We start from the raw sequence: 24,976 nt of genomic DNA on the forward strand, positions 1-24,976 counted from the left end.
TTAACCCTCCTTTGGTAAATCGGTGACATCAATAGAACGCACGGTATTTTCCTTCTTTAAGAAGAAGGCTAAGACCAAGGCGGCGACGGCAAAAATGGCGGACACCCCGAAGGCTGCCCGGAACCCATTTAAGGCCGCGTTGATGGCATGGCCCTTGTAAACCAGGGGCGCCGAGGTCAACAAGCTGTGCGCAGGCTTGGTGGCATCTTGAACGTTGGTTAAGACGGTCGTCATGATGGCAGTCCCAATCGAACTCATCGTTTGCCGGAAAGTATTGTTAACGGCCGTCCCGTGGGACATCTCGGCAATCGGCAATACGTTCATCCCGGAAGTTGTGACTGGCATGAAGACCATCGACACCCCAAAGAGCCGAATGGCGTAGAAGACAATAATGGAAAGGACCGGCGTCTTATCGGTCAGGGTCATAAAGGGCACCGTCCCAATCAAGAGCATCGTTAAACCAACAATTGCCAAGCGCCGGGCCCCGTACTTATCAAAGAGGCGTCCGGTAATTGGTTGCATGAACCCCATCATCAAAGCCCCGGGCAATAACATTAAGCCAGAGTGAAAGGCCGTTTCCCCCCGGATCGTTTGGATGTAAGTTGGCAACAGCATTTCAACCCCGATCATGGCCAGGTTGACCGCACTGGACAAGACGGCGGCCAAGGCGAATTCAGGGTGCTTAAAGACCCGCATTTCCAGGAACGGATCCTTTAACTTCAGCTGCCGGTGAATAAAGAGGGCGATAAAGATCAGCCCGACAATGATAAAGCCCAGCACTAAGCGGTCGCCCCACCCGCGGCTGGAAGCTTCCGAGACCCCGTATAATAGGCCCCCAAACCCGATCGTTGAGGTGACGACCGACCAGAAATCGAGGGGCTGTTGGTGAACCCGTAAGACCGGCTTCATCACAAAGAAGGCGATAATCAAAATGATGATGATAAAGGGAATGATAACGCCAAAGAGATCCCGCCAGGAATAGTTGTCAACAATGATCCCGGACATGGTTGGTCCCACGGCCGGGGCTAATCCCATGGCGATACCGACCATGCCCATGGCACTCCCCCGCTGTTCAGGAGGAAAGACTGACAGCATGATCGTTTGGTTAAGGGGCATGGTTACCCCCACGGCCAGGGCTTGGATGATCCGGGCCACAATTAAGATCTGGAAGTTGGGAGCGACAAAGGCAATCACCGTCCCGAGCAGGAAAGTTGCCATGGCCCCCAGGTACATGGTCCGGGAGTTAAATTTATTGATTAACCAAGCAGAAACCGGGATCATGATCCCGTTAGTCAGCATAAAGGCCGTCGTTAGCCACTGCACCGTCGAAGTCGAAACGTCAAAGGACTTCATAATTGCGGGGTAGGCAGTCGCTAAGAAGGTCCCAGTTAACATGGTAAAGAAGGAACCCATCGTCAAGACCGCGACGAGCACGGTCCGGTTGTATGGCTTCCCGTTGATATCCATTGCCGTATGATTGGCAGACATGGCAAACCCTTCTTTCTTTTTATTAGTAAAAATCAACAGCAACTAATGTAACTCTTTCCACTATTATTGTCAAATAATTTGACAAAATTAGCGAAAAGTGTGACACTACTCTTTGTTGGCGGGGAGTTGCCGGTATGTTACGCTGGTCAGTTCCCCAAGTTTTGGCAAATTACACAGGGGGGAAAATCATGCGAATCTTTCCCAAAGTCTTTAAGACGGCAATGGAAAAGGCTCAATTGCCCTTATCGGAAATGGCCCGGGTCGCGGGGGTCTCAGCCCGGCAAATTCGGTATTGGGAAAAGAAGGGCTATATTACTTCTCACCAAGCCCAAAAAAATCAGAACCATAAATTTAACTTTTTTTCCTTATTAAAGGTAATGGAGATCAAAGAGTTCTTGGATGAAGGCTACACTTTGCAAGCGGCGGTCGAAAAGCAACGCGAACGGCAAAATATTTTGCGTAGCGTGCGGCGCTTGATTAGCGAGCGACTGTTAGGGGTGGAAGAAGTGGCCGCCTATCAAGAAGGGGTCGAAATTAATTTAGGGCCCTTGGATAATGATGAGACCAAGATCGTAGTGGCTCAAGTTAAGGCTGGGCAGCCAGTGAAATTAATTTTGAAAAAACATCAACCAATCGATTAACGAAATCGCTTCCTAAGTGCTATTCTAAAGAAGTAAGAAAAATATAGAGGATGGATGAAAGATGGTAGCATTTCAAGATTTGACGCCAGCGGCCCAAACGGTAGCGGAACGCGAATTCATGGCTTTTTACATTCGACACTTTAAGCGCGATGATTTAGAGGTTTTGACGGAATTGGCTTCTGACAGCCAGCAAGCAATGATTAACCGGGTGTTGCGCACGAATGGCTTTATGACCGTGGAGCAATTGGTAACGGTCAGTTTACCGTTGACTAAGCACCTCTTTGCTGCTTTGTTGGCAAAATCAGCGATGGAATTTGATGATTTTGGTAACGCCGCGTTGCCTTGGGAAACGTGGTTGGCCGAGCGCCATGCCACCTTGCGGACCTTCTAAAGCCCGGTCGGTTGGTGATTACGACTAGTGAGCAGGTTATTGGCTCACTGGTCGTTTTTTATTTAGCGCTAGTGAAGCCGAACGGCGCAGCCAAGGGCGATGACTACCATTCACTTTTCGATTGTGATAAAATATTTTCAGATTATTCTGAACGGAAAAATAACGCACCCCGGTCCAGTTACGGGGACAATCAACCAGTCGCAGGTGACCGGTCAAGGAGTTAAATGATGGGCTGTAATTGGCCAATTATCGCGATCGGCGCGTCCTGATGGTGGGGGACGTTATCAACATCATAACGATAAAGGATTAGAAAGGGACTTATGACAAAGTTAAATATCAAAAATAACGAAGTGGCCTTTTACGCAGTCGGGGGCCTTGGCGAAATCGGGAAGAACATGTACTGTGTCCAATTCCAAGACGAAATCATCATTATTGATTGTGGGGTCCTCTTCCCAGAAGATGATTTGCTGGGGGTTGATTATGTTATCCAAAATTATGACTACTTAATTGAAAATAAGGATAAGATCAAGGGCCTCTTTATCACTCACGGGCACGAAGACCATATTGGGGGGCTGCCCTTCTTCTTGCAAAAGGTCAAGGTGCCAATTTATGCCGGACCGTTTGCGATGTCGTTGATTAAGGGGAAGTTGGATGAAAAGCACCTCTTGCGGGATGCAGAGTTGCATGAAATCAATGAATTTGATACCGTCCACTTTAAGAAGCTGTGGGTCAGCTTCTTCCGGACGACCCACTCGATCCCGGATACCCTGGGGGTTGCGGTCCACACGCCGCAAGGGACGATTGTACAAACCGGGGACTTTAAGTTCGACCTCACGCCGGTGGGCAACTTACCGGCCCCAAATTTCCAGCAAATGGCCAAGTTGGGTGAGGAAGGGGTCTTGTTATTGACCTCGGATTCGACGAACGCGGAACGACCGGAGTTTACGAAGTCGGAACGGTGGGTTGATATTCACATCCGGCGGATTTTTGAACGGATTAAGGGCCGGATCATTTTTGCTTCCTTTGCGTCTAACGTCTACCGCCTGCGGGAAGCCAGCGATGCGGCGATTAAGCAGGGCCGCAAGATTGCGGTCTTTGGCCGGAGTATGGAAAATGCGATTACGGCTGGCCAAGCCTTGGGGTACTTAAAGATTCCCGAAGACTCCTTGATTGACCCGAATGAAATCAATTCCTACCCACCCGAACAAGTGATGATCATGTGTACTGGTTCGCAGGGGGAACCAATGGCGGCCCTGTCGCGGATTGCTAACGGGACCCACCGGCAAATCAGTATTCAACCAGGGGACACGGTTGTCTTCTCCTCCAACCCGATTCCAGGGAATACGACCAGCGTTAACGCTTTGATCAATAAACTCGAAGAAGGTGGCGCAGAAGTCATCCACGGCTACGTCAACAATATCCACACTTCGGGTCACGGGGGCCAGATTGACGAAGAATTAATGTTGCGCTTGATGAAGCCGAAGTTCTTTGCCCCGGTCCACGGGGAATACCGGATGCAAAAGATCCACACCAAGTTGGCCGAATTAACCGGGGTACCTCGGGAAAATTCCTTTATTTTGGCCAATGGGGATGTCTTAGCCTTAACCAAGGATACTTGTCGGTTGGCTGATCACATTGATTCGATGGGCGACGTTTATATTGACGGCCGTGATGTCGATGATGCCGTTGGCAGTCCCGAAATTCGCGAACGGCGGCTCCTTTCCGAAGAAGGGGTCGTTACGGCGATTGCGGTGGTTGATCTAAAGGACTTCCAGATTGTGGCGGGGCCAGATATCGTTTCGCGGGGCTTTGTGTACATGCATGAATCCCAAGAATTGATTAAGGCCGCCAACCACGAAGTCTTCTGGGCGATCTTAAATACCTTTAAAAACCACAAGAAGGTGGACCGCCGGGCGATTAACCGGACGATTGTTTCGCGCTTGCAACGCTTATTGTATGAACGGACGGGGCGGCGCCCAGTGATCATTCCCATGGTGACGATCTTAAATGCGGATGCCCAATCTACCACGGAAGATAAGCCGGCTGCGTCGACCAAGCCTGCCCGGCCCCGGCGCAACCGAAATAACCGCGCCAAGCGGCAACCAGCCGCCGCGGAATAATTGAAATCACCTTAGACTGGCTGAAGCCTGTGGCGTTAGCTGGTCTTTTTTGATTGATTTTGGAAAAACTGGGGGCCCGCCCTTTTTTTGGCTCGGGGTCTTTGTTACCATTAAGAAGAATTAATTTTGGACGGGGGGACTTTCAATGTCTGGAACGGACTATCTCCGTATTTGGTACCGGGCGCAAGTGTCAATTGCTTTATTTTGCGTGGCGGTAATCGGGGGATGGGAATTTTATCATCACTTGCCATTTGTCCCGTGGATGATCATCATGGCAGTGATTTTAGTGCTGGCGCTGGTGGCCGAAGCTTATGATTTGCCCCGCTGGCTGCAAGCGGTCAACCGGTGGATCCAATGTTTGCTACAACCGATTATTTTAGTTGTGGTTTGGGCGATTATGACCCGGGAAATAATTGTGCGCTTGCAGTTGCCGCCGCGCGGAGTCATGGTAATTACCATGACTTATTATGTGGTGATGTTTGCCCCCATGGCGGGAATTATCGGTGGTCAATTGCAGTGGACCGTCGCCCGGCTCTTCTACCCCTTCTGGTGGTTTACGATCGTCACGGGCATTGTTGGGGTTATTTACCCCGCCAAGTTTGCTGGGCCACACTTGTTTGCTTTAATTTTGCAGACGGGGGCGTTGGGCGCTTTAGCGCTGTTTTTGATGATGGTGGCGGCCATGCGGGCTTGGCACTTGTCGTGGCCGGGGATTAACCCGCAGTTTGGGCGCGGCTTTAGTTGGTTATCCTTGGCAATTTTATTGGGGCTCGGAGGAATATTTATCTTTATCAATGCTTTTTCCAGTGGTGATAGTGTGAAAAATATCCTGACCAGTTATTCTTTTGCTAATTTTCATCCGAACCGGGAATATCTACTGACAGCGTTTGAAGCCGGCGTGGCCGAGGAAACGTTGTGTCGGTTCGGCTTTTTGGGGGTTTGCTTGTATGCCCTGCGCAACTTCCGCTGGCAAATTCTCGGGGCGGTCTTGTTGACTTCCGCCTTGTTTGGGGCCCTGCATTTAGGGAATTTGGTGGAGCAGCCCCTGGCCATTACCATTTTACAAACCATTTCGGCTTTTGGGATGGGCTTGTACTTTGCGGTCGTCTACCTTTATACGGGCCAATTATGGTTAGCGATGCTGCTGCACTTCTTGTTGGATTGGCTGGCCTTTTCCACGTCGGGTTCGACCGCGATGATGGGTAATCCGACCTTGGCGGATTGGTATTTGTTGGCGGTCGAAGTGCTCTTCTTTACCGGGATTACGATTTGGATGTTCTTAGGTGATCGCTACCAGGTAATGGAACGTCACGCCCGGCGGCTGACTGGTGAAAATCAACGCTTTGGCTATCGGTTAACGTTTGAATAGTGGCTAATGGACGCGTGGTGCTTGACCGCGCGTTTTTTTAACTTCAGGAATTCTCAAACGCGGGTAAAATAATTTTAGGCAAAACTAAAAAATATTGTTTACAATTACAAAATGAGTAGTAACATAGGAACTAAGCCGAGCGGAACTAGCAATAGTTCCATAAGAGAGGAGTAGGACAGGCATGTTTGAAATCAAACCCAAACGGTTCCACCGGATTTTAGTCGGGGTTGACGACGCCCCGGACGCCCGCGCGGCGTTTGCTTACGCCGTTGATAAGGCGGTGCGCGACAATTCAGAGTTAGGGATTGTTTCGATTTACGAAACCAGTGGAGTGAACGTGTACCAGTTCTTAGACAAGGACTTCACGCACTCCAGTCGGGAAGAAATGGAGAAGCGGATCGATCAATACGTGCAAGCAGCGATTGATTACGGAGTGGATCCCAAGAAGATTACCGCGATTGTCGATCAAGGTGAGCGGCCCGCGGAACGGATTTGCAACCACGTGATTCCTGAATTTGAACCCGACCTGTTGATTGTCGGCTCGATTGGGAAATCTGGCAGTCGCAAGACGGTGGGTTCCCAAGCTTCCTATATGGTTAAGCACGCTGGGACGTCAGTCTTTGTGATTCGGACGAACCAAGACGCAGCTGAATAACCCCGGTGGCCATTTGAGGCCGGCAACCGCAAATTCCCGTTGGTGGATTTGCGGTTTTTAGATTGTGTCTAAATAATAATGGAATATTTCAATATTATGGTTGCATTGCATTTTTTCTAGTTTATAATGATTATAAACAAAGGTGGGAGGAAGAGAAAATGGCAAAGCAAATGTCATTAGCACAGAAAATCAATGTTTTACGGGCCAGCGTGATGGGCGCCAACGATGGGATTATTTCCGTCGCCGGCATCGTCATCGGGGTGGCGGCCGCGACGGCTGATGCCTACGCGATTTTAATCGCGGGGTTGTCGGGGAGTTTAGCGGGGATGATCTCGATGTGTATGGGGGAATACGTTTCGGTCAGTACCCAAAAGGACTCGCAACAACGGGCGATTCTCGATGAGCAAAAGCGGCTGGCCAATAATTTTCAAGCGGAGTTTGATTACGTCAAGCAAAAATACTTAGCCCAAGAAATTGATCCGGCGTTAGCCCAGCAAGCAACACAAGAATTGATGAGCAATGATCCGTTAACCACGGTGGTCCAGGAACGTTATGGCTTTAACCCGCAGGACTTTACCAGTCCCTATGCAGCGGCGATTGCGTCCTTCATTGCTTTTCCGTTGGGATCGATTCTGCCGATGGTGGCCGTGACGATGGCGCCACCGGCCCTCCGGATTGGGGTCACGATGGTGGCGGTGTTAGTGGCGTTAGTGCTGACCGGTTATTTAGCGGCGGTGTTGGGGGATGACCCGGCCCGGGGCAAGGCAGTCTTGCGCAATGTGGCTGCTGGCTTATTGACGATGGTGGTGACCTTTGTGATTGGTCAGCTTTTTCATGCTTAGGGGGCAGCAGAAATGACAAATGCGAAAGTAAGAACAATCGACAAAACAGCCCAAACGATGGAAGAAAAGTTGAACACCTTGCGGGCGGGGGTCTTAGGCTCCAACGATGGGATCTTGACCGTCGTGGGGGTCTTGGTCTCCGTGGCTGCGGCGACCAGCAATGAATTTACGATTTTTATCGCCGGCCTGTCCGATCTTTTAGCCTGTGCCTTTTCGATGGCGGCGGGCGAGTATGCGTCGGTGTCAGCCCAAAAGGAGACCGAAAAAGCGGCCGTGGCTAAGGAAGCAAAACTGCTAAAGACGGCCTGGACCGAGCAAGTTGCGGCGGTCAAAGCGCACTATGTTGCCAAGGGGGTTCACGAACAAACGGCGGCGGCGATTGCGGCGGACTTAATGCAAAAGAAGCCGTTGGCGACGGTGGTGCGGATCAAGTACGATATTGAACTGGGGCACTACTTAAATCCCTGGGATGCTGCCTACGCTTCTTTGTTTGCGGCCGCTTTGGGCGGTTTGTTGCCGCTGATGGCGATGACTTTTGTTACGGGGCCCCTAAAGTGGGGGGCGACGATCTTAGCGGTGGCCTTGGCCTCAGCTTTAACCGGGTTGATTTCCGCGAAGTTGGGCGACGGTTTGGTCAAACGAGCGGTGATTCGCAACATTATCATTGGCTTGATTACGATCACGATTCACTATGGGGTCGGCAAACTCTTCTAAAAATTAAATTGCTGGATAGCGCGTCAGCCGGGGGTTCCCGGGGGCGCGCTTTTTTTTACGCAAAAAAAGTGGCCGCCGCCCTTGCCAAAATCGTTAATTAGTTATATAGTTAGTTACACAAGTAATTAACCGATGAACCAATCAGGTTAAGGTGGTGAAAAAATGCAATTTGAATTTGATCAATCCGCACCGCTCTATCAGCAAATTGCGGACCAACTCGCAGAAATTATTTTTACCGGGATTTTTGAGGAGGGCGAGCAAGTGCCATCAACAACGCAACTATCACAGGAATTGCACATTAATCCAGCGACAGTCTTAAAGGGAATGAACCAGCTGGTGGACTTACAACTTTTAGAAAAGCGGCGGGGCCGGGGGATGTTTGTCAAGGCTGGTGCCCATCAGCGCTTGGTCGCCCAACGCAAAGAAGCCTTTTATCAGGCCTACGTCGCTAGTTTAGTGGCCGAAGCCAAGAAATTAGGGATTGAGGAAGCACACCTATTGGAATTGATTAAACGGGGGTACGATCATGAATAAGTTAACGATCCAACACGTTAAGAAGCGCTTTGGGCGCAAGCAAATTTTAAATGACGTCAGTTTTGAGTTAGCGCCAGCCAAGATCTATGGTTTGCTGGGGCGCAACGGGGCTGGTAAGAGTACTTTGCTTAATATTATGACCAACCGAATCTTTGCCAACCAGGGGCAGGTCTTGTTGGGCCAAACTCCGGTTGCCAATAATCAGGCGGCCCTGAGTGAGCTGTACTTGATGAGTGAAGTTGACTTGTTGATGAAGCACACCAAAGTTAAGGATACCTTCGCGATGGCCGAAGATGCTTATGGTCAATTTGACTTTGCCAATGCAACCCGGATGTTAAACGCGTTTGGGATTAGTGAAAAAGATACTTTGGCTAAACTGTCAACGGGGCTGCGAACCGCCGCCAAATTAACGGTGGCGCTGAACGTTAATGCCAACTACATTTTCCTGGATGAACCGACCCTCGGGTTGGACGCCAACCACCGGGAACTTTTCTATCAAGAACTGATGCGGACCTACGAAGAACGGCCGCGGACCTTTGTAATTTCAACCCACTTGATCAGCGAAGTGCAACAATTGTTAGAAGATGTGATTATTTTGGATCACGCTACAATCATTAAGAACGAAGCAGTTACTGATTTATTGGCGAATGCGTATGAAATCAGCGGGCCTGCTGATTTAGTGGCCGAATACACGGCCGGCATGCAAATCCTGACCAGTCGACAGTTAGGCAAGATTCAAGCGGTGACGGTGGTAGCCGCCTTGGATGACCACCGTGTCTTGCCGGATCAGGTTAAATTAGCACATTTGGATTTACAAAAAACCTTTACGGCATTAACGAACGGGGGAGAAAAACATGAGTAAACAAACGTTAGCCCTAGTGAAATGGGGATTGCGGATGGTCGCGTGGGCCTTTGGGGTAATGGTTGTCGTCTTGGTGGGGCTGCACTTGGTGAGTGGCTTGATTGCTTTGATCGGCAGCAGTCGGATGAGTTTATTTGACTTTGGCGATTTCTTGGCCGGGGAAGTTTATGTGGCGTGGAATATGGCCGTCCTGATTTTTGCCCTGTGTTTTCCGTATACGATCTTTAAGTGGGGCCTGCAGTACAACATTACCCGGCGCCATACTTGGCTGGCTAATTCCTGCCTGCTCTTGGTGTTAGTAGTTACTTCGTGGGGCTTGGCCTTACTCAAGAACCTGTTCCTTTATTCAACTCACCACTTGAGTCACTTTGCGGATGGGGCCGGTTGGACCTTGCTGACGATTTTAGTCGGGGTGGTGACCGTGGCGACGATTGGGGCTGGCTTTGCCCTCTTGAATCGGCTCTGGAAGTGGATCGTTGGGATCGGAGGACCAATTGTCTTGATCTTTATCATGGTTTCCCTGGTGCGCTTCCTCTTTGTCACCTTACACTTAGATCCAGCAACTGTCTTTGGTAGCTTGCAATTCTTGGCCACCCACACGGCGGTCATGATTGGGATCTTCCTCTGGTTAGCGGTGATGGTGGCGTTAAACTACTGCTTCTTTATGAAAATGCAACTGCGTCGTGATTAAGCGGCAATCAAAAAGGCTGGGCCAATTGGGACCCAGCCTTTTTGAGCTATTGCTGAAGTGGGGTTTGAAAAAGATCGTTCAGAGCTTCGGCCATCGTCGGGTGAGTGTAGAGCATGTCTCTTAACAGTTCGTATTTTAAGTGGCCGTTCATGGCCAGGGCGATTAAGTTGATCACCTCGTGGGCTTCTTGGGCGTACAGTGTGGCGCCTAAGATTTCATGACTGTGTTGATCAACGATGACTTTGTACAGTCCCCGCTGGTCTTCCATTACCCGGGCCTTTGGAATTGCTTGGGTCTTTAATTGGAAGACTAAGACCTGATGTCCAGCGGCTTGGGCGGCCGCTTGCGTCAAACCAATCGTTGCTAGCGGCGGTGTCAAGAACGTGGTTGTAGGAATGAAGTGCCGATCCGCCGTAGACCGGGTTCCCGATCCGAAGAGCTGGTCCTTTACGATCCGAAAATCGTCCAGGGAAATGTAGGTAAATTGGGGACCGCCGTTAACGTCCCCTAAGGCCCAAACATTTGGGGCGGTTGTGCGGAGATGCTCATCGACTTTTATTGCCCCGGTCGGGGTCGTGGCGATGGTGGTATTTGATAAGCCCAGTTCAGCGGTATTAGGTTGGCGACCAGTGGCTACCAGTAAGTAATCAAATTGGGCCGTTTGGGTTTGGCCAGCCTGATGGTAGGTTAAGGTCACGGTATCAGTGGTGATGGTGACTTGGCTGACCTGACTAGCTAGTTGTAAAGTTAAGCCACTGGCTTGTAAATCGGCGGTGACGGCGGTTTGGACTTCGGGCTCAAAGCCATGTAACAGTTGCTCATGTGGATCAAATAAGGTCACCTGACTGCCGTAACTGGCAAACATTGCTGCAAATTCCAAGCCGATGGGGCCACCGCCCAAGATAGCTAACCGGTGTGGCTGCTGGGGCAGTTCCATCGCCCGCTGTGAATCTAGGACCCGCTCCCCTAACTTTAAGCCCGGAATGGCCGGGATCCTTGGAGTGGCACCAGTATTGATAAAGATCCGTTCGCCACTGACCTGTTCGGTTTGTCCATCCGGCGCGGTCAGCAATAAGCTATGGTCGTTTAAAAATTGCGCGGTGGCGTTAACTACCTGGGCGCGTGGTTCATCGGCCACTAAATGGTAGTTTTTTTGGCGTAGTTGGGCGGTCATTTCGGCCCGTTTTTGGGTTGCTTGGGCAAAGGGCACTCCCTTTTGCCCGTTTAAGATCAAGTTTTTCGATGGCAAGCAGCCGACGTTGATGCAGGTTCCCCCGTACATTTGGGCCGAACGTTCGATGACTAAGACGTCCTGACCGTGGGTTGCTAAGTATTTCGCTAGGGTCTTGCCGCCCTTACCAAAGCCGATCACAATGTTAGTAAAATGTTCCATGGTTAGCATCCTTTCTGGATTTGGTAATGTTTGCGTTTAATTATAAAAAGTAAGTAAATGGTGGACAATGATTTTGCTCAGCGGTACTAAAAAATTAAAGTTAGGTTCTCCAAACAACAGGGTTTGATGTTATGATATAATTCGTTTAACTTTACCAACTATGCATTTAACCAATACAGAAAGAGGGTTTCGGGCGAGAAAATGACGCCGATGAAAGAAGACTATCTGAAAATTATTTTTGAACTGGGAGGCGGAAAGCAACAGGTTAGCAACAAGCAAATTTCCTTGGGGCTGGGGATTGCTGCGGGCTCAGTCACGGAAATGATTACGAAATTGGATGACGAAGGTTTGGTGACTCACCAGCCATACGCCGGAATTCAGCTGACGCCAAAGGGGATTAAGTATGCGGCCGAACTGGTTCGTAAGCACCGGTTATGGGAAACCTTTTTGGTTGATAAGCTGGGTTACAACGTCGCCGATGTGCACCCGGAAGCAGAAGTCTTAGAACACGAAACCAGTGATCGATTGGCGACTGCGTTGGATGCCTTTTTGGCCCATCCCCAAAATTGTCCCCACGGCGGGGTAATTCCGAGTGCGGCGGGGGAATTTCGGGCGGTCAGCCACCGCTTGTTAGCGGATGCCGCGGATGGCGAAACGGTCGTTGTGGAACGCTTTTTGGACAACCACGAATTGCTGACCTACCTGTCCGAACTGGGGGTCCACCTCTACGATCGCTTGACGATTGTTAAACACGAACCGTTTGAAGGACCGGTGGTTGTCCAGCCCGTTGCTGGTGGGGATCCTATCAGTATTTCTTACAAGGCGGCGCACAACTTATTTATCAATGAAGCGCCCGAAGCTTAAAAATTAACCAAAATTGGGGGCTTCCTGATAAAGGCGGCCCAAGTGTGATACACTTACCAAGATAAATTAATTTTGAGGAGAAAAATATGTTGATTGAAAATGATGCCAACCGTTGGCAACGCCTCCTGGTCAGTGGGGTGCTGTTTGTCGTGGTGGGCGCGATGGTTTACAAAAATACGATGCTGATCGGGACCCTTGATTCGGTCTTACAAGCGCTGTTTACCAATAACCACCCGAATGCTACCGGGGGAATGAAGACTTTGATGACGTTGATTTCCTTTTTGGGTGAACCCAAGCTGGACTTGGTCTGGGCCTTTTTAATTGCCTTTTTGCTGTGGGGCTTTAAGTACAAGATTCCGGCCCTGTGGTCGCTAGGGGTAATCATCGGTGGGGATGCTTTGGGCACGATTGCCAAGCACCTGGTTAAGCGGGCACGGCCTGCGCAACACATGGCGGCGGATAATGGCTACTCCTTCCCGAGTGGACACGTTTTAGGGGCCTTTTTGGTGGCAGGAATCTTGATGTTGGTTGTGATTCCACTGATTCAACGGGCCGCCGTGCGGGTAATTTGCCAATTGTTACTGATCTTTTACGTGGTGCTGTTGGCCATTTCCCGGGTCTACTTATACGCTCATTTCCCAATGGACACGGTCGGCGCGATGTTGTTAGCCTACACGTGGCTGCAAGTAGCGGAATACCTGTACGTGATTATCGCGCCGCGGCTGAGCCATTGGCAGTTAGTGGCCAATTCACAGTATTAAGCTTAACAAGGCTGGGGCGGCAGGCCCCGGCTTTTTTGGTATAATTGAGGAAGTGAATTTGATAGGTGAAGTTATTTCCCGGGAAATTAGGACCGGGGGATAACTGAAGGGGGAAACAATGAGTACGATTAAGGATGTCGCCAAAGCCGCGCAGGTTTCGGTTTCGACGGCTTCGCGCGCGTTGAATGACAATCCGCGCATTAGTGCGGCGACGATTGCCAAAGTCAAACAAGTCGCGGCGGCCTTGGATTACCGCCCCAGTGGTCCTGCGAAGACCTTGTCCAAGGGGGAAGCCAGCGTGGTGGGAGTGATTTTTCCGGTCACGGATGAACACGCCCCGGCCAATCCCTTCCAACTCGACATTATTCGGGGGGCCAATACGGAACTGGTAGCGAAAAATTACGTGTTGGCAACGGCGATCTGTCAAGATGAGGCCAGTTTGCTAAAAAATGTCCAGGCGATGGTTGAGCAATCGCAAATTCATAACTTCTTGGTGCTGTATACGAAAGCCGACGATCCGGTCACGGCTTACCTCCGCGAAAAGGCACAAAATTTTGTGATTATCGGCCATCCCAGCCAACCGGGGGACCGCTACCTTAACAACGACAATCAACTGGCGGGGCAAAAGGCGACCCACCATTTACTAATTGAAGAGGGGGTTCGCCAGCCGCTGTTAGTGTGCTCGGGTCATCACTGGGCCTATGAAGCGGATCGGCAGGCTGGTTATCAAGCTGCTTTAGCGGCCCAGGGGGGCACCGCGCTGAGCTATGATTTGCAAAAAGATGAACCCGCCGCTTTTTTTGCGGCTCATCCGAGTGTGGATGGGATTATTGCCGTTGATGATATCAGTCTGTTGAGTTTTTATAATCAATTGCAAACGGTCACGTGGCCCAAACAATTGCCGGCGATTTGTTTTAACCGCAGTCGCCTGTTGAGTCTCGCCAGTCCGGCGGTGATTAAAGTCGATATGATGCCCCGCCAATTGGGGGCCAAGGCGATCAATTTGTTGTTTGATAAGCACCGGACGCACCAGTTGGTTGGCTTTCGGATCGTGAGCGCAAATGAAAAATAATTTTTCTTTGAAATCGGTTTATCCTAGGCCTAAGTGGGACAAGGGGAGAACCGATTTTTGGCTTCCCAAACTTAGGCCACCGTTTGCATAATTTTTGCGCAAACGGTTGCACAAAATTGGTGGAGCTGATATATTATTATTCGAAAAAGATTTATGAAGCGCTTCCACAAATCTCTTGCAATTATTGGACCTGTTCTTATTTGAAGGAGACTGTTGTCATTATGAGTGAAAAAGCTACGAGTGCGGGGTTGCCAACCCTCTCGAGAAACATGATCTGGATGATCAACTTTGGTTTCTTGGGGGTACAGACCGCTTTTACCTTACAAAGTTCGCAAATGTCGCGGATCTTCCAAACGATTGGGGCTGACCCGAATAACTTGGGCTGGTTCTTCATCTTGCCGCCGTTGGCCGGGCTGATTGTCCAACCAATTGTGGGGTACTATTCTGACCGGACCTGGGCGCCAAAGCTGGGCGGTCGGCGGTTGCCGTACCTGATTTTAGGGACCTTGGTGGCCGTAATTGTCATGATGTTGCTGCCAAATTCCGGGAGCTTCGGCTTCGGGTACGGTTCTCTCGCGGCCCTCTGGTTTGGGGCGATTACCGTGGCCTTCTTGGATTTGTCATCCAACATTGCCATGCAGCCCTTTAAGATGATGGTCGGGGACATGGTCAACGACGATCAAAAGAGCTACGCCTACGGGATTCAAAGCTTCTTGTCCAACACCGGGGCGGTCTTAGCGGCGATCTTCCCCTTCCTGTTGACGTTTTTTGGGGTTGCCAACACGGCTAAGAAGGGGGTCGTCCCACAATCCGTGGTCATTTCCTTCTACGTTGGGGCGGTCTTGTTGATCGTAACGAGTGCCTTTACGGTGTTCCGGGTGAAGGAATATGATCCGGCGACCTACGCTCGTTACCACGGGATTACGGAAAATGACAATAAGGAAGGTGGCAACTGGCTGACCCTGTTGAAGCACGCGCCAAAGGCCTTCTGGACGGTAACTTTAGTTCAATTCTTCTGCTGGTTTGCCTTCCAATACATGTGGACTTACTCGGCCGGGGCAATTGCCAAGAACGTATGGCACACGACCAATGCTACGTCGGCGGCTTACCAAGCGGCCGGGAACTGGTACGGGGTCTTGGCGGCGGTCCAATCAATCGCCGCGGTGGTTTGCTCCTACATTTTGGCTAAGGTGCCAAATAAGTACCACAAGGCTGGCTACGCGACGACCTTATTGTTAGGGGCGCTGGGCTTTATCTCCGTCTTCTTTATTCACAGCCAAGGGGCCTTGATTGTTTCATACACACTCGTCGGGGTTGCTTGGGCCGGGATGAACACCTACCCGCTGACGATTGTCACCAACGCCTTGTCTGGGAAGCACATGGGGACTTACTTAGGGCTGTTTAACGGTTCAATTTGTTTGCCACAGATCGTGGCTTCCCTCGCCAGCTTCGCCCTCTTCCCACTGCTGGGCAACTCGCAAGTCAACATGTTCTTGTTGGCGGGGTTGGTATTAGCTTGTGGGGCCCTAAGCGTTGGCGCCATTAAGGAAACGTTTGCCGAATAATTCATGCGTTAAGTTGAGAAAGGAATTTTACCAATGAAACAAACTTTTGATATTGCACCTTGGCACGTCAAGACGACCAAGTGGTCACCTGAAGACAAGCGCCTCCAAGAATCAATGACCAGTTTGGCCAATGAAAACCTGGGGATGCGGGGCTTCTTTGAAGAAGGTTACTCCGCCGACAAGATGGAAGGGGTCTACTTAGGTGGGGTTTGGTTCCCCGACAAGACCCGGGTCGGCTGGTGGAAGAATGGTTATCCCAAGTACTTTGGGAAGATGATCAACGCGGTCAACTTCTTGAAGTTGCCAATTACCGTTAACGGCGAAGCCCTGGACTTAGCCAAGCAAACGCCAAGTGACTTCAGCCTTGATTTGGACATGCAACGCGGGACCTTTACCCGGACCTTTACGGCTACGGTCGGGGGCGCAAAGATGCGATTCGAATTTGTCCGCTTTGTTTCGGCGGTCCAAAAGGAACTGGTGGGGCAACAAGTAACCTTGACCAACTTGAGTGACCAAGCCGTGCAACTTGAAGTTACCAGTGCCATTGATGGTGACGTCTACAATGAAGATGCGAACTACGATGAACAATTCTGGGATGTTTTAGACCGGCAAGCCAGTGGTCAACACGCATTGTTGGTTTCTAAGACCAAACCCAACGACTTTGGAACGCCGCAATTTACGGTTGCGATGAAGACGACGACGCTGACGGCCTTGCCACACACGACGGACCACGTTGCCGATAAGGAAGTCGCCAACGTTTTTGCCGGGGAATTGGCCCCGCAAGCCAGCTTGACGGTAGAAAAGCGGACGGTTGTGGCGACTTCCCGCGACTTTGCGACCGAAGCCGAACTGTTAGCGCGGGTCGATGAATTAACGACCAGCTTAGCGGACCAAAGTTTTGCGGACTTATTGAAGGCCCACGAAGCCGAATGGCAAGCCCGCTGGGACAAGTCGGACGTGAAGATCAACGGGGATGAGGGGGCCCAACAAGGGATTCGGTTTAACCTCTTCCAACTCTTCTCGACTTACTACGGCAATGATTACCGCCTAAACATCAGTCCGAAGGGCTTCACGGGGGAAAAGTACGGTGGGGCGACCTACTGGGATACGGAAGCCTACTGCTTGCCAGTGTACCTAGGGGTTGCTGATCCAGAAATTTCGCGCAACCTTTTGATGTACCGCTACAACCAATTGGACGGGGCCTACATCAATGCCCAAGAACAAGGGCTTAAGGGGGCCTTATACCCGATGGTGACCTTCAACGGGATCGAATGCCACAACGAATGGGAAATTACCTTTGAAGAAATTCACCGGAACGGCGACGTTGCCTACGCCATTTATAACTACACCAACTACACCGGCGACAAGTCCTACGTCTTGCACGAAGGGGCCAAGGTCTTAACCGAAATTTCGCGCTTCTGGGCCGACCGGGTCCACTACTCCCAACGGGCCAACAAGTACATGCTTCACGGGGTCACGGGACCAGACGAATACGACAACAACGTCAATAACGACTGGTACACCAACCTGCTGTGCCAATGGACGCTCAAGTACACCTTAGAAGTCTTGGCCGAAGTGGACGCCGAGGTAGCGGCTGACTTAGCGGTCACTGAAGACGAAAAGCGCCACTGGAAGTCAATCGTGGATAATATGTACCTGCCGTACGATGAAGAACGGCGGATCTTCCCAGAAAATGACGGCTTTATGGACAAGGATCTGATCCCAGTGGGTGAGATTCCAAGTGACCAATTGCCACTGAACCAAAATTGGTCGTGGGACAAGATCCTGCGTTCCCCGTACGTGAAGCAAGGGGACGTCATCCAAGGGATCTGGGACTTCATGGATGACTTTACGCCGGAAGAAAAGAAGCGCAACTTCGACTTCTACGAACAATTTACGGTCCACGAATCCAGTCTGTCGGCATCCGTGTACTCGGTCATTGCCGCTGATATTGGTTACGAAGATAAGGCGGTCGAAATGTATGAACGCTCTGCCCGCTTAGACTTGGACAACTACAACAACGACACGGCCGATGGACTGCACATTACGTCCATGACCGGGAGTTGGATCGACATCGTGCAAGGCTTCGCGGGCATGCGGGTTCGGGATGGCCAATTGCATTACGCCCCATTCCTGCCAAAGAAGTGGGATTCCTACCAATTCCGTCAACAATTCCGCGGCCGGGTAATTGAAGTCACGGTTGATAAAGACGGGGCCAAGGCTGAATTGATCAGTGGGGAACCACTGACGATTGACCTGGCTGGTGAAAAGTTAGAATTAAAGTAATTAAGTTGAAATAAAACACGCTGTAGGCATAGACGATCGCTAAGGGGGCGGGGGTAACCCCGCCCCCTTGGCTTTAACCGGGAGGAATTATTCATGAAATTTGCAGACATAAAAGGATTTGCCTTCGATTTAGATGGGGTAATTGCGGACACGGCCAAGTTCCACAGTCAGGCTTGGCACCAGACGGCCACTAAAGTCGGCACCGAATGGACCCCCGAATTGCAAGAAGCCTTAAAAGGGGTCAGCCGGATGGACTCCTTGGAAATGATTCTCAAGGCCGGGGGGCACAAAAATGACTACTCTTTAGCCGAAAAGGAAGCCCTGGCGGCGGAAAAGAATGACAACTATGGCAAGCTGATTGCCACTTTGACGCCGGCTGACATCCTGCCGGGGATGCAGGCGTTCTTGGATGAATTACGCGCCGGGGGCTACCAAATGGCCCTGGCTTCAGCGTCGAAGAATGCACCAAAGATTCTCAAGTACCTGGGCTTGACCGATTACTTTGTCGGGATTGTCGACCCAGCGACCCTGCACGCCGGTAAGCCGGACCCGGAAATCTTTGCCCGGGCGGCCGAAGTAATGAACCTGCCGGCTGATCAAGTCGCCGGGTTGGAAGACTCCGCGGCGGGGATCCAATCAATCAACGGAGCGGGTGAGCTGTCAATTGGGATTGGTGACCAATTGAGTGCTGCCGCTGTGAAGTTTACCGATACCGCCCAGGTTAGCCTGGCTAACTTGCGAGCAGCCTTAGGTGAATAAGAAGTTGGGAAAAAGTCTTAAAAGTTCAAAAGCGCTAGAAACCACGTTACTGAAAACGTTGATTTCTAGCGCTTTTTGTTGTCGCTACTTGCTAAGATTTAGCCGAAAAGATAGTTTCTTCTCAGCCTCTTAGAATTGGTGATGGTCAGACTGGAGCCATTCAACTGCTAAGTCGACCCAGTGCGCCACGTGGGGCTGGTTGCCCGCTGGATGATGGGCGACCAGGGCATTGGCCAGGTCCATGCCGTGCGGGCCGTGTTCAAAGAGGTGAATTTCCTGGGAAATACCCGCGGCTTGTTGGGCCAGGAAATAATTGATCGTATTTTGCACCGGGACGATCGGGTCGTCCAGCGTGGCCCATAAAAAGGTCGGGCGGTTGGTGGCAGTCACGTGCTGGCTGGCATTGTACTGGGCCGGGGTATCGGTCCACTGGGCCTGGGTCGGCGCGTCAGTTGGGAAACCTGCGTCCAGATCGATCACGGGGTAGCCCAAAATTAGATCGGTAAAGGCCAACTCAGCAGTCGAAACGCCGGCGCCCTGGGCTAGCCACGGGGCGTCCCAGTAATCATTAAAGAGGGCCGTGACTTGGCCGCCGGCCGAAAAGCCGAGGAGGTGGAGTTGGTCATTAAGGTGCCAAGGGGCCCGGTGGGCGTTGATCATGGCGACGGCTTGGGCCAAATCATACAGGGGCGCCGGATAGAGCGGGGTCTGGTCACTGACAAAGGAATAGCGTAGAATGAAAACTTGAAAGCCCCGGCTGGCAAAGGCGAGGGCCGTCTTTTCGGTTTCTTCAACTGGAATATGGGTCATCGAGCCGCCTGGAATAATTAAGAGCGGCGCAAATTGCTGAACCGTACTACCAGGGGTCGGGGTCTGCAGGTAGGCCGTCAAAGTCGCCGGTGTGGTCCGGTGGGCGGTCGTTAGTGAATACGTTTGGACTTGCATCGTCATCAACTTCTTTCTCAATTGTGTCGTCTGGGGGTAATTGTAATGCAAAATGCTCAACAAGCAAAGTTAAAGGGTCGTTGGCTGACGTCGGCTGATTTGCCAGCGGTGATGGCTTTGCTAGCGGATGACGCCCTGACGCGGGCGGCCGGTTTGACCTTGGCGCCAGATCCAGCCTTGCGTCAGTGGGCTGTCATCAATTGGCTGCAAGAGCGGTATTTATGGGGCTTGTGGGCCGGAGAACAATTAGTGGGGATGATTGCGACCTTTCCGCAAGCGGAAGCTGAGTGGGCGTTGGGTTACCTGTTAGCACCGGCTTGGCAAGGCCACGGTTTGATGACAGCGGCAGTGGCTACTTTTTTGCGGGCCAACCCGACGTTAGCGTTGGTGGCGGAAGTAACAGCTACCAACCAGGCTTCCCAGCGGGTGTTGGAACACAATGACTTCCAGCGCCAAACGCAGGGGGCCGTCTTAACGTACCGACGCGGACGAGATTAAATCTTGCATTCTGCCAACCGGGTCGTTATAATGAAAAAAGTTTAAGAGAAGAGGTTGCACCCTTCATCAGTACTTTGTGGGAGCCGAGCAAGCGGCTGGGAACGGAAAGGAAAGGGCGGGGTGCCGAAATCAAAATAGGCTTGTGGCTGTTTTGGTTGGGTCGTGGCTTAAGAGGTCACGGACTGTCGCGAATATCGCGGGGCGCTTCCAATTCATCGCTGGAATAGTGGGATTGACCGGGCGTTTTGCGGTCAATCCCTTTTTTCTTAGCTTTAAAATTAGCTGCAATAATTTCAGCTTAGGAGGAAATTGAAATGGATACAAAGAATGAAGGGCAGATTAAGCGCTCCCTTCAAACTCGGCACCTGTCGATGATTGCCCTCGGGGGCTCAATTGGGACCGGGTTGTTCATCGCTTCGGGTTCGGCAATTACCACCGCCGGTCCCGGGGGGGCGTTGATTGCGTACGGGGTGATGGGGATTATGGTCTACTTCTTGATGACCAGTTTGGCCGAAATGGCAACCTACATCCCCCTGACCGGTTCGTTTGCGGCGTATGCCGGTAAGTTTGTCAGTCCGGCCTTGGGCTTTGCCCTCGGGTGGAACTACTGGTTTAACGCCGCGATTACTGTGCCGGTGGAAATTACGACCGTCGGGCTGGTGATGAACTTCTGGTTCCCGCACGTACCGGCCTGGATGTTTAGTGGGGTGATCTTCTTAGTCATCTTCATTATCAATTACCTGTCGGTCCGCTCCTACGGGGAAACCGAATTTTGGCTGGCCTTGATCAAGGTCCTAGCCGTAGTGGCCTTCTTAATCGTCGGGGTCTTAGTAATCTTTGGGATTATGGGGGGCCAAGCGCCGATTGGTATGCGCAACTTTACCTATAAGGATGCGCCGTTTGTCCACGGGGTGCCCGGGATTATCTCGGTCTTCTTAGTAGCCGGATTCTCCTTCCAAGGGACGGAAATGATCGGGATTGCGGCCGGAGAATCGGCCAATCCTGAAAAGAGCGTGCCTGAAGCGATCAAGTCGACCTTCTGGCGGATCCTCTTGTTCTACATTTTGACGATTTTTGTGATTGCCGTAATCTTGCCGTACACGAATAAGAACCTCTTGAGTGCCGACGTCCAAGACATTGTGACGAGTCCGTTTACCCTGGTCTTCCAACGGGCCGGGTTGGCGGCGGCGGCCAGTGTGATGAACGCCGTGATCTTAGTCGCGGTCCTGTCGGCGGCCAACTCCTGGATGTATGCTTCAACGCGGATGTTGTACTCCCAAGCGCGAGAAGGCTACGCGTGGAAGATCTTCGGGATTGTCAACAAGCGGGGGATTCCAATCTACGGTTTGTTAGGGACCACGGTGGTCGGGGTCTTGGTTTGGTTGACCCAGTTTATCGGACCGGAAGCCTACAATTACTTAGTCGCGGCCTCGGGCTTGTGTGGGTTCATCGCTTGGTTTGGGATTGCGATCAGCCACTACCGCTTCCGTCGGGCCTTCATTGCCCAAGGGCATGACGTGAAGGAATTAAAGTATCATGCCTTGCTCTTCCCATTTGGGCCGATCTTTGCTTTTATTTTGTGCATTGTCGTAATTGCCGGGCAAAACATCGATGCTTTCTTAAAGCTGGATTGGTCTAACATTTTGATCAGTTACATGAGTTTGCCGCTGGTCTTGATTCTCTTCTTCTACTACAAGTTCCGCTATGGTTCAAAGTTGATTCCGCTCGACCAAGTCGACTTGTCACGCAAGACCAAGGGCGAAAGCTTTGAGGATGAAGCGCACCACGAAGCATAAAAAATTTGGAACCGCGGGGACTTCCCCGTGGTTTTTTTGTCGGAAAAAGTTATAATAGATTGCGTTGCACTTTTGGATCAAAAAAATTAAGTGAGGGATATTCATGATTGTACTTGCCGGAACGATTGGAGCGGGAAAAACCAGTCTGACGCAAATGTTAGCTGAGCACTTGGGGACAAAGGCCTACTATGAATCGGTTGATGACAACCCGATTTTGCCCCTCTTTTACCAGGATCCGCAAAAGTACGGCTTCCTCTTGCAAATTTACTTCTTAAACCGCCGCTTGGATGAAATCAAGGAAGCGGCCCAACACAAGTTAAGCGTGCTGGATCGGTCGATTTTTGAAGACAACTTGTTGTTCCGCTTGAATGCTGATTTGGGCCGGGCGACGGGGACGGAAGCCGATATTTACTCCTCACTGCTGGGGAATATGTTGGAAGAACTACCGAACCAACCATTAGCCAAGAAGCCGAGCCTCTTGATTCACATCAAGGTTTCTTTCCCGACGATGTTGGAACGGATTAAAAAGCGGGGCCGAGCTTACGAACAAATTGATGCTGACCCGAGCTTGTATCAATATTATGAAGAATTGAATCAGCGCTACGTGGACTGGTATACGCACTACGACGAAAGTCCGAAGATGATGATTGACGGCGACAAGTACAATTTTGTCGAGAGTCCCGCCGCGGCCAAGCAAGTCTTGGCGATGGTTGATCAAAAATTAACGGAATTAAATTTGAAATAGGGGTTGCAAAATCTCACCGTTGGGCTTAAACTATAGAAGTTGTTTGAGTTCAACACATGGAGGATTAGCTCAGTTGGGAGAGCGTCTGCCTTACAAGCAGAGGGTCACAGGTTCGAGCCCTGTATCCTCCATTTTTTATTTATGCGGATATGGCGGAACTGGCAGACGCGCAAGATTTAGGTTCTTGTGTCCCTTGTGGCGTGGAGGTTCGAATCCTCTTATCCGCATATCGGCGAGCCGGTGGGAGACCACCGGCTTTTCTGTTTGTAACGAAGAATCAGCCCCGAAGTTACGATAAAAGTAGTGTCCCGCAAGCGATAATCAAGCGGCAAACGTAACGGGCCAAATTTTCGCAAAAAACTTTTGAAATAGTGTTGACACTTCAGGGGTGATCCGGTAATATATATAACTGTTGAGAGGATAACTTCTCAAAGCTAAGTTAAACATTTGCGGAAGTAGTTCAGTGGTAGAACATCACCTTGCCATGGTGGGGGTCGCGGGTTCGAATCCCGTCTTCCGCTTTTTAATTATTACGCACCCATAGCGCAATTGGATAGAGTGTCTGACTACGAATCAGAAGGTTGAAGGTTCGACTCCTTCTGGGTGCATTTTTTCTCGGAAATTAGCTCAGCTTGGTAGAGCACTACGTTCGGGACGTAGGGGTCGCACGTTCAAATCGTGTATTTCCGATTTGAGCTATTAAGGGGGCTTCACCCAAGGTTAAATCCTTGTGGTGAAGCCTTTTTTGCGTTCTTGAGATTGCACCAAAATTCACCCGGTTTCATTTCGCCGGGTAAATTCTGTAATAGATTCTGTAATGAGATTTGGCCGATTCTGTAATCAAAATTCAGCAAGGCAATCATCAGCGTCAGCGCTTGAAACGTCGACATTGGGCTTTCCTTTCGTCCAGAGTTGTTCCATGTTTTACATAGCAGGAGAGTCGCATGAAAGAGCTTCTTTTTATTTTCGGAGTCTTGTTTATCGGATTAGGAATAAATTTTCTGCGGGGGAAAAGTTTAAGATTACTAGCTGGTAATCTTTGGGGTGATGAAAACAACAATGTCAATTCTGAAGCAGCCAAAAAAATGGGCAAGATTGTCAGTCCAGCAATCATTACACCAAGGATAGCCTTACTGTTTTATGCTTTTGAATTGTCAAGGCTAGCCAACATCGTGCTCGCATTCGTCATTGGATATTCAATAGTTATTATCGTAATTGTCTACGTGAAGTATGCGAAAAATTAGTCTAACGTAAGGTTTTTGCGTGTTTGACGCGGAGGATTTCTTTAGTTTCTTATAATATACTTTATAATTTGTGTGATTTAAAAAGTTAAGTTGGTGGCAAGTGCTGAATCCTATTGGTAATAAATTTATGGAAAGTGAAACGCGGCCTAAGCTAACTGGTGCGGTAACGTCGGTCCGCCAAACTGCTACATTGACTCGGACGGCGGATGTCGACGAGGTGACGGGAGCAGTTACTTACAGTGCTTGGTCGACCGGGGAATGGCCAAGTTATGTGGTGCCAAGCGTCCCAGGCTACACGCCGTCCCGGGCAGCTGTGGCTAGCGCAATGGTTGACGCGGCGACCCTGGACCAAACGGTTATGATTACGTACGCGCGGGAGCAAGCCGCAAAGGGCAATCAGCTGGCGCAACCACCGGTGGTCAAGTCAACCCCGGCTGGTGGTAAGCTGCAGGACGTCGTAGGACTGGACTCAGCGGGGACCCACCCAACTGACCAGCCGGCCCGCTTACCGCAAACCGGGGACCAAACCAATTCAGCTGGTGTCCTCGGCTGGAGCCTCTTGGGTCTGCTGACCCTGCTAGGCTTGAAGCGGAAACGACGGGATGAAGGTGAAGGAGGTTAATCGCGCTCAACTAAAGTGAATAAGGATTAAAATGATGCAAAGCCGTTGCCTCTTAAGCAAAGTTAGGGGGCCGCGGCTTTTGGTATTTTTTTTGGCGAAGTGGTCGCCGGCTTGCTGCG

Annotated in this window: 25 protein-coding genes, 5 tRNA genes and 1 riboswitch; of the genes, 26 read left to right on the forward strand and 4 right to left on the reverse strand. The window is 50.8% G+C overall.

All coding sequences use genetic code 11. The features are described 5' to 3' along the window. The gene (locus tag BN54_RS08515) at positions 1–1,488 is read right to left on the reverse strand and encodes an MDR family MFS transporter (RefSeq protein WP_019206777.1); all 1,488 of its coding nucleotides are present in this window, start codon (positions 1,486–1,488) and stop codon (positions 1–3) included. A gap of 188 nt (positions 1,489–1,676) precedes the next feature. Between BN54_RS08515 and BN54_RS08520 the strand changes: the two genes are divergently transcribed. From BN54_RS08520 to BN54_RS08565, 10 genes are all read left to right on the forward strand, one after another. Continuing rightward, complete coding sequence (locus BN54_RS08520) at positions 1,677–2,129, forward strand: MerR family transcriptional regulator (protein ID WP_019206778.1); 453 nt, start codon at positions 1,677–1,679, stop codon at positions 2,127–2,129. 61 nt (positions 2,130–2,190) lie between these two features. Further along, entirely contained in the window at positions 2,191–2,520 is a 330-nt protein-coding gene (locus tag BN54_RS08525) for a hypothetical protein (RefSeq protein ID WP_019206779.1), read from the forward strand. A gap of 320 nt (positions 2,521–2,840) precedes the next feature. Continuing rightward, positions 2,841–4,640 carry a ribonuclease J1 gene (rnjA, locus tag BN54_RS08530; protein WP_019206780.1) on the forward strand — a complete coding sequence of 600 codons (1,800 nt, stop codon included), beginning with the start codon at positions 2,841–2,843 and terminating at the stop codon, positions 4,638–4,640. Between the two features lie 145 nt (positions 4,641–4,785). Further along, a complete protein-coding gene (locus BN54_RS08535) occupies positions 4,786–6,009 on the forward strand; it encodes a CPBP family intramembrane glutamic endopeptidase (RefSeq protein ID WP_019206781.1) in 1,224 nt (407 codons plus the stop codon). A gap of 181 nt (positions 6,010–6,190) precedes the next feature. Beyond that, positions 6,191–6,664, forward strand: a complete 474-nt coding sequence (locus tag BN54_RS08540) for a universal stress protein (protein WP_019206782.1) — start codon at positions 6,191–6,193, stop codon at positions 6,662–6,664. Positions 6,665–6,822: 158 nt separating this feature from the next. Continuing rightward, positions 6,823–7,506 carry a VIT1/CCC1 transporter family protein gene (locus BN54_RS08545; protein ID WP_019206783.1) on the forward strand — a complete coding sequence of 228 codons (684 nt, stop codon included), beginning with the start codon at positions 6,823–6,825 and terminating at the stop codon, positions 7,504–7,506. 12 nt (positions 7,507–7,518) lie between these two features. After that, positions 7,519–8,220: a VIT1/CCC1 transporter family protein gene (locus tag BN54_RS08550; RefSeq protein ID WP_019206784.1), complete on the forward strand. Its 702-nt coding sequence runs from the start codon at positions 7,519–7,521 to the stop codon at positions 8,218–8,220. A 162-nt stretch (positions 8,221–8,382) separates the two neighbouring features. Next, positions 8,383–8,754: a GntR family transcriptional regulator gene (locus BN54_RS08555; RefSeq protein ID WP_019206785.1), complete on the forward strand. Its 372-nt coding sequence runs from the start codon at positions 8,383–8,385 to the stop codon at positions 8,752–8,754. Continuing rightward, the gene (locus BN54_RS08560) at positions 8,747–9,616 is read left to right on the forward strand and encodes an ATP-binding cassette domain-containing protein (protein WP_019206786.1); all 870 of its coding nucleotides are present in this window, start codon (positions 8,747–8,749) and stop codon (positions 9,614–9,616) included. The genes BN54_RS08555 and BN54_RS08560 overlap by 8 nt, the downstream gene beginning before the upstream one ends. Continuing rightward, positions 9,609–10,307, forward strand: a complete 699-nt coding sequence (locus BN54_RS08565; protein WP_019206787.1) for a hypothetical protein — start codon at positions 9,609–9,611, stop codon at positions 10,305–10,307. Before BN54_RS08560 ends, BN54_RS08565 begins: the two co-directional genes overlap by 8 nt. A gap of 46 nt (positions 10,308–10,353) precedes the next feature. Here BN54_RS08565 and BN54_RS08570 read toward each other — a convergent pair whose 3' ends face one another. After that, positions 10,354–11,700: an FAD-dependent oxidoreductase gene (locus tag BN54_RS08570; RefSeq protein WP_019206788.1), complete on the reverse strand. Its 1,347-nt coding sequence runs from the start codon at positions 11,698–11,700 to the stop codon at positions 10,354–10,356. A gap of 201 nt (positions 11,701–11,901) precedes the next feature. Between BN54_RS08570 and BN54_RS08575 the strand changes: the two genes are divergently transcribed. The 6 genes from BN54_RS08575 (at position 11,902) to pgmB (ending at position 19,007) form a co-directional block, all read left to right on the forward strand. After that, positions 11,902–12,564 carry a metal-dependent transcriptional regulator gene (locus BN54_RS08575; protein ID WP_019206789.1) on the forward strand — a complete coding sequence of 221 codons (663 nt, stop codon included), beginning with the start codon at positions 11,902–11,904 and terminating at the stop codon, positions 12,562–12,564. 86 nt (positions 12,565–12,650) lie between these two features. Continuing rightward, a complete protein-coding gene (locus BN54_RS08580; RefSeq protein WP_019206790.1) occupies positions 12,651–13,325 on the forward strand; it encodes a phosphatase PAP2 family protein in 675 nt (224 codons plus the stop codon). A 118-nt stretch (positions 13,326–13,443) separates the two neighbouring features. Then, the gene (locus BN54_RS08585; protein WP_019206791.1) at positions 13,444–14,397 is read left to right on the forward strand and encodes a LacI family DNA-binding transcriptional regulator; all 954 of its coding nucleotides are present in this window, start codon (positions 13,444–13,446) and stop codon (positions 14,395–14,397) included. A gap of 221 nt (positions 14,398–14,618) precedes the next feature. Continuing rightward, on the forward strand, positions 14,619–15,962 hold the full coding sequence (locus BN54_RS08590; protein ID WP_019206792.1) for an SLC45 family MFS transporter: 1,344 nt from the start codon (positions 14,619–14,621) through the stop codon (positions 15,960–15,962). A 33-nt stretch (positions 15,963–15,995) separates the two neighbouring features. Further along, a complete protein-coding gene (locus BN54_RS08595) occupies positions 15,996–18,248 on the forward strand; it encodes a glycoside hydrolase family 65 protein (RefSeq protein ID WP_019206793.1) in 2,253 nt (750 codons plus the stop codon). Positions 18,249–18,341: 93 nt separating this feature from the next. Beyond that, positions 18,342–19,007, forward strand: coding sequence for a beta-phosphoglucomutase (gene pgmB / locus BN54_RS08600; protein WP_019206794.1), 666 nt, complete (start codon positions 18,342–18,344; stop codon positions 19,005–19,007). Positions 19,008–19,136: 129 nt separating this feature from the next. Here pgmB and BN54_RS08605 read toward each other — a convergent pair whose 3' ends face one another. After that, positions 19,137–19,958, reverse strand: a complete 822-nt coding sequence (locus BN54_RS08605) for a lp_1002 family arylesterase (RefSeq protein ID WP_019206795.1) — start codon at positions 19,956–19,958, stop codon at positions 19,137–19,139. A 39-nt stretch (positions 19,959–19,997) separates the two neighbouring features. Between BN54_RS08605 and BN54_RS08610 the strand changes: the two genes are divergently transcribed. The 8 genes from BN54_RS08610 to BN54_RS08650 all read left to right on the forward strand — a co-directional run bounded on the left by BN54_RS08610 (position 19,998) and on the right by BN54_RS08650 (position 23,681). Then, entirely contained in the window at positions 19,998–20,450 is a 453-nt protein-coding gene (locus BN54_RS08610; RefSeq protein ID WP_019206796.1) for a GNAT family N-acetyltransferase, read from the forward strand. Positions 20,451–20,490: 40 nt separating this feature from the next. After that, a riboswitch (Lysine riboswitch) is annotated at positions 20,491–20,665 on the forward strand. Positions 20,666–20,764: 99 nt separating this feature from the next. Then, positions 20,765–22,246 carry an amino acid permease gene (locus tag BN54_RS08620; protein WP_019206797.1) on the forward strand — a complete coding sequence of 494 codons (1,482 nt, stop codon included), beginning with the start codon at positions 20,765–20,767 and terminating at the stop codon, positions 22,244–22,246. Positions 22,247–22,349: 103 nt separating this feature from the next. Next, positions 22,350–22,991, forward strand: coding sequence for a deoxynucleoside kinase (locus BN54_RS08625; RefSeq protein WP_019206798.1), 642 nt, complete (start codon positions 22,350–22,352; stop codon positions 22,989–22,991). A gap of 58 nt (positions 22,992–23,049) precedes the next feature. Then, positions 23,050–23,122, forward strand: a tRNA-Val gene (locus tag BN54_RS08630). Between the two features lie 12 nt (positions 23,123–23,134). Continuing rightward, positions 23,135–23,218, forward strand: a tRNA-Leu gene (locus BN54_RS08635). 222 nt (positions 23,219–23,440) lie between these two features. Beyond that, positions 23,441–23,512 (forward strand) — tRNA-Gly (locus BN54_RS08640). Between the two features lie 13 nt (positions 23,513–23,525). Continuing rightward, positions 23,526–23,599, forward strand: a tRNA-Arg gene (locus BN54_RS08645). An 8-nt stretch (positions 23,600–23,607) separates the two neighbouring features. Then, a tRNA-Pro gene (locus BN54_RS08650) sits at positions 23,608–23,681 on the forward strand. 20 nt (positions 23,682–23,701) lie between these two features. On the opposite strand, the gene BN54_RS10330 is transcribed toward BN54_RS08650, so the two are convergent. Then, a complete protein-coding gene (locus BN54_RS10330; protein WP_019206799.1) occupies positions 23,702–23,881 on the reverse strand; it encodes a hypothetical protein in 180 nt (59 codons plus the stop codon). 54 nt (positions 23,882–23,935) lie between these two features. On the opposite strand from BN54_RS10330, the gene BN54_RS08660 reads away from it, so the two are divergent. Beyond that, the gene (locus BN54_RS08660) at positions 23,936–24,235 is read left to right on the forward strand and encodes a hypothetical protein (protein WP_019206800.1); all 300 of its coding nucleotides are present in this window, start codon (positions 23,936–23,938) and stop codon (positions 24,233–24,235) included. Positions 24,236–24,362: 127 nt separating this feature from the next. Beyond that, complete coding sequence (locus tag BN54_RS08665; protein ID WP_019206801.1) at positions 24,363–24,857, forward strand: mucin-binding protein; 495 nt, start codon at positions 24,363–24,365, stop codon at positions 24,855–24,857. Positions 24,858–24,976: the final 119 nt, after the last annotated feature.

Origin of the sequence: Limosilactobacillus ingluviei str. Autruche 4, assembly GCF_000312405.1 — a bacterium.
GTDB classification, from domain to species: Bacteria; Bacillota; Bacilli; order Lactobacillales; family Lactobacillaceae; genus Limosilactobacillus; species Limosilactobacillus ingluviei.

Bases quoted from the DNA above. Each gene is read 5' to 3' on its own strand.
- BN54_RS08570 (WP_019206788.1), bottom strand. From the start codon at position 11,700: ATGGAACATTTTACTAACATTGTGATCGGCTTTGGTAAGGGCGGCAAG.
- BN54_RS08565 (WP_019206787.1), top strand. From the start codon at position 9,609: ATGAGTAAACAAACGTTAGCCCTAGTGAAATGGGGATTGCGGATGGTC.
- BN54_RS08660 (WP_019206800.1), top strand. From the start codon at position 23,936: ATGAAAGAGCTTCTTTTTATTTTCGGAGTCTTGTTTATCGGATTAGGA.
- BN54_RS08550 (WP_019206784.1), top strand. From the start codon at position 7,519: ATGACAAATGCGAAAGTAAGAACAATCGACAAAACAGCCCAAACGATG.
- BN54_RS08590 (WP_019206792.1), top strand. From the start codon at position 14,619: ATGAGTGAAAAAGCTACGAGTGCGGGGTTGCCAACCCTCTCGAGAAAC.
- BN54_RS08555 (WP_019206785.1), top strand. From the start codon at position 8,383: ATGCAATTTGAATTTGATCAATCCGCACCGCTCTATCAGCAAATTGCG.
- BN54_RS08560 (WP_019206786.1), top strand. From the start codon at position 8,747: ATGAATAAGTTAACGATCCAACACGTTAAGAAGCGCTTTGGGCGCAAG.
- BN54_RS08620 (WP_019206797.1), top strand. From the start codon at position 20,765: ATGGATACAAAGAATGAAGGGCAGATTAAGCGCTCCCTTCAAACTCGG.
- BN54_RS08535 (WP_019206781.1), top strand. From the start codon at position 4,786: ATGTCTGGAACGGACTATCTCCGTATTTGGTACCGGGCGCAAGTGTCA.
- BN54_RS10330 (WP_019206799.1), bottom strand. From the start codon at position 23,881: ATGTCGACGTTTCAAGCGCTGACGCTGATGATTGCCTTGCTGAATTTT.
- BN54_RS08545 (WP_019206783.1), top strand. From the start codon at position 6,823: ATGGCAAAGCAAATGTCATTAGCACAGAAAATCAATGTTTTACGGGCC.
- BN54_RS08575 (WP_019206789.1), top strand. From the start codon at position 11,902: ATGACGCCGATGAAAGAAGACTATCTGAAAATTATTTTTGAACTGGGA.
- BN54_RS08665 (WP_019206801.1), top strand. From the start codon at position 24,363: ATGGAAAGTGAAACGCGGCCTAAGCTAACTGGTGCGGTAACGTCGGTC.
- rnjA (WP_019206780.1), top strand. From the start codon at position 2,841: ATGACAAAGTTAAATATCAAAAATAACGAAGTGGCCTTTTACGCAGTC.
- BN54_RS08585 (WP_019206791.1), top strand. From the start codon at position 13,444: ATGAGTACGATTAAGGATGTCGCCAAAGCCGCGCAGGTTTCGGTTTCG.
- pgmB (WP_019206794.1), top strand. From the start codon at position 18,342: ATGAAATTTGCAGACATAAAAGGATTTGCCTTCGATTTAGATGGGGTA.
- BN54_RS08610 (WP_019206796.1), top strand. From the start codon at position 19,998: ATGCAAAATGCTCAACAAGCAAAGTTAAAGGGTCGTTGGCTGACGTCG.
- BN54_RS08525 (WP_019206779.1), top strand. From the start codon at position 2,191: ATGGTAGCATTTCAAGATTTGACGCCAGCGGCCCAAACGGTAGCGGAA.
- BN54_RS08595 (WP_019206793.1), top strand. From the start codon at position 15,996: ATGAAACAAACTTTTGATATTGCACCTTGGCACGTCAAGACGACCAAG.
- BN54_RS08625 (WP_019206798.1), top strand. From the start codon at position 22,350: ATGATTGTACTTGCCGGAACGATTGGAGCGGGAAAAACCAGTCTGACG.
- BN54_RS08605 (WP_019206795.1), bottom strand. From the start codon at position 19,958: ATGACGATGCAAGTCCAAACGTATTCACTAACGACCGCCCACCGGACC.
- BN54_RS08580 (WP_019206790.1), top strand. From the start codon at position 12,651: ATGTTGATTGAAAATGATGCCAACCGTTGGCAACGCCTCCTGGTCAGT.
- BN54_RS08540 (WP_019206782.1), top strand. From the start codon at position 6,191: ATGTTTGAAATCAAACCCAAACGGTTCCACCGGATTTTAGTCGGGGTT.
- BN54_RS08520 (WP_019206778.1), top strand. From the start codon at position 1,677: ATGCGAATCTTTCCCAAAGTCTTTAAGACGGCAATGGAAAAGGCTCAA.
- BN54_RS08515 (WP_019206777.1), bottom strand. From the start codon at position 1,488: ATGTCTGCCAATCATACGGCAATGGATATCAACGGGAAGCCATACAAC.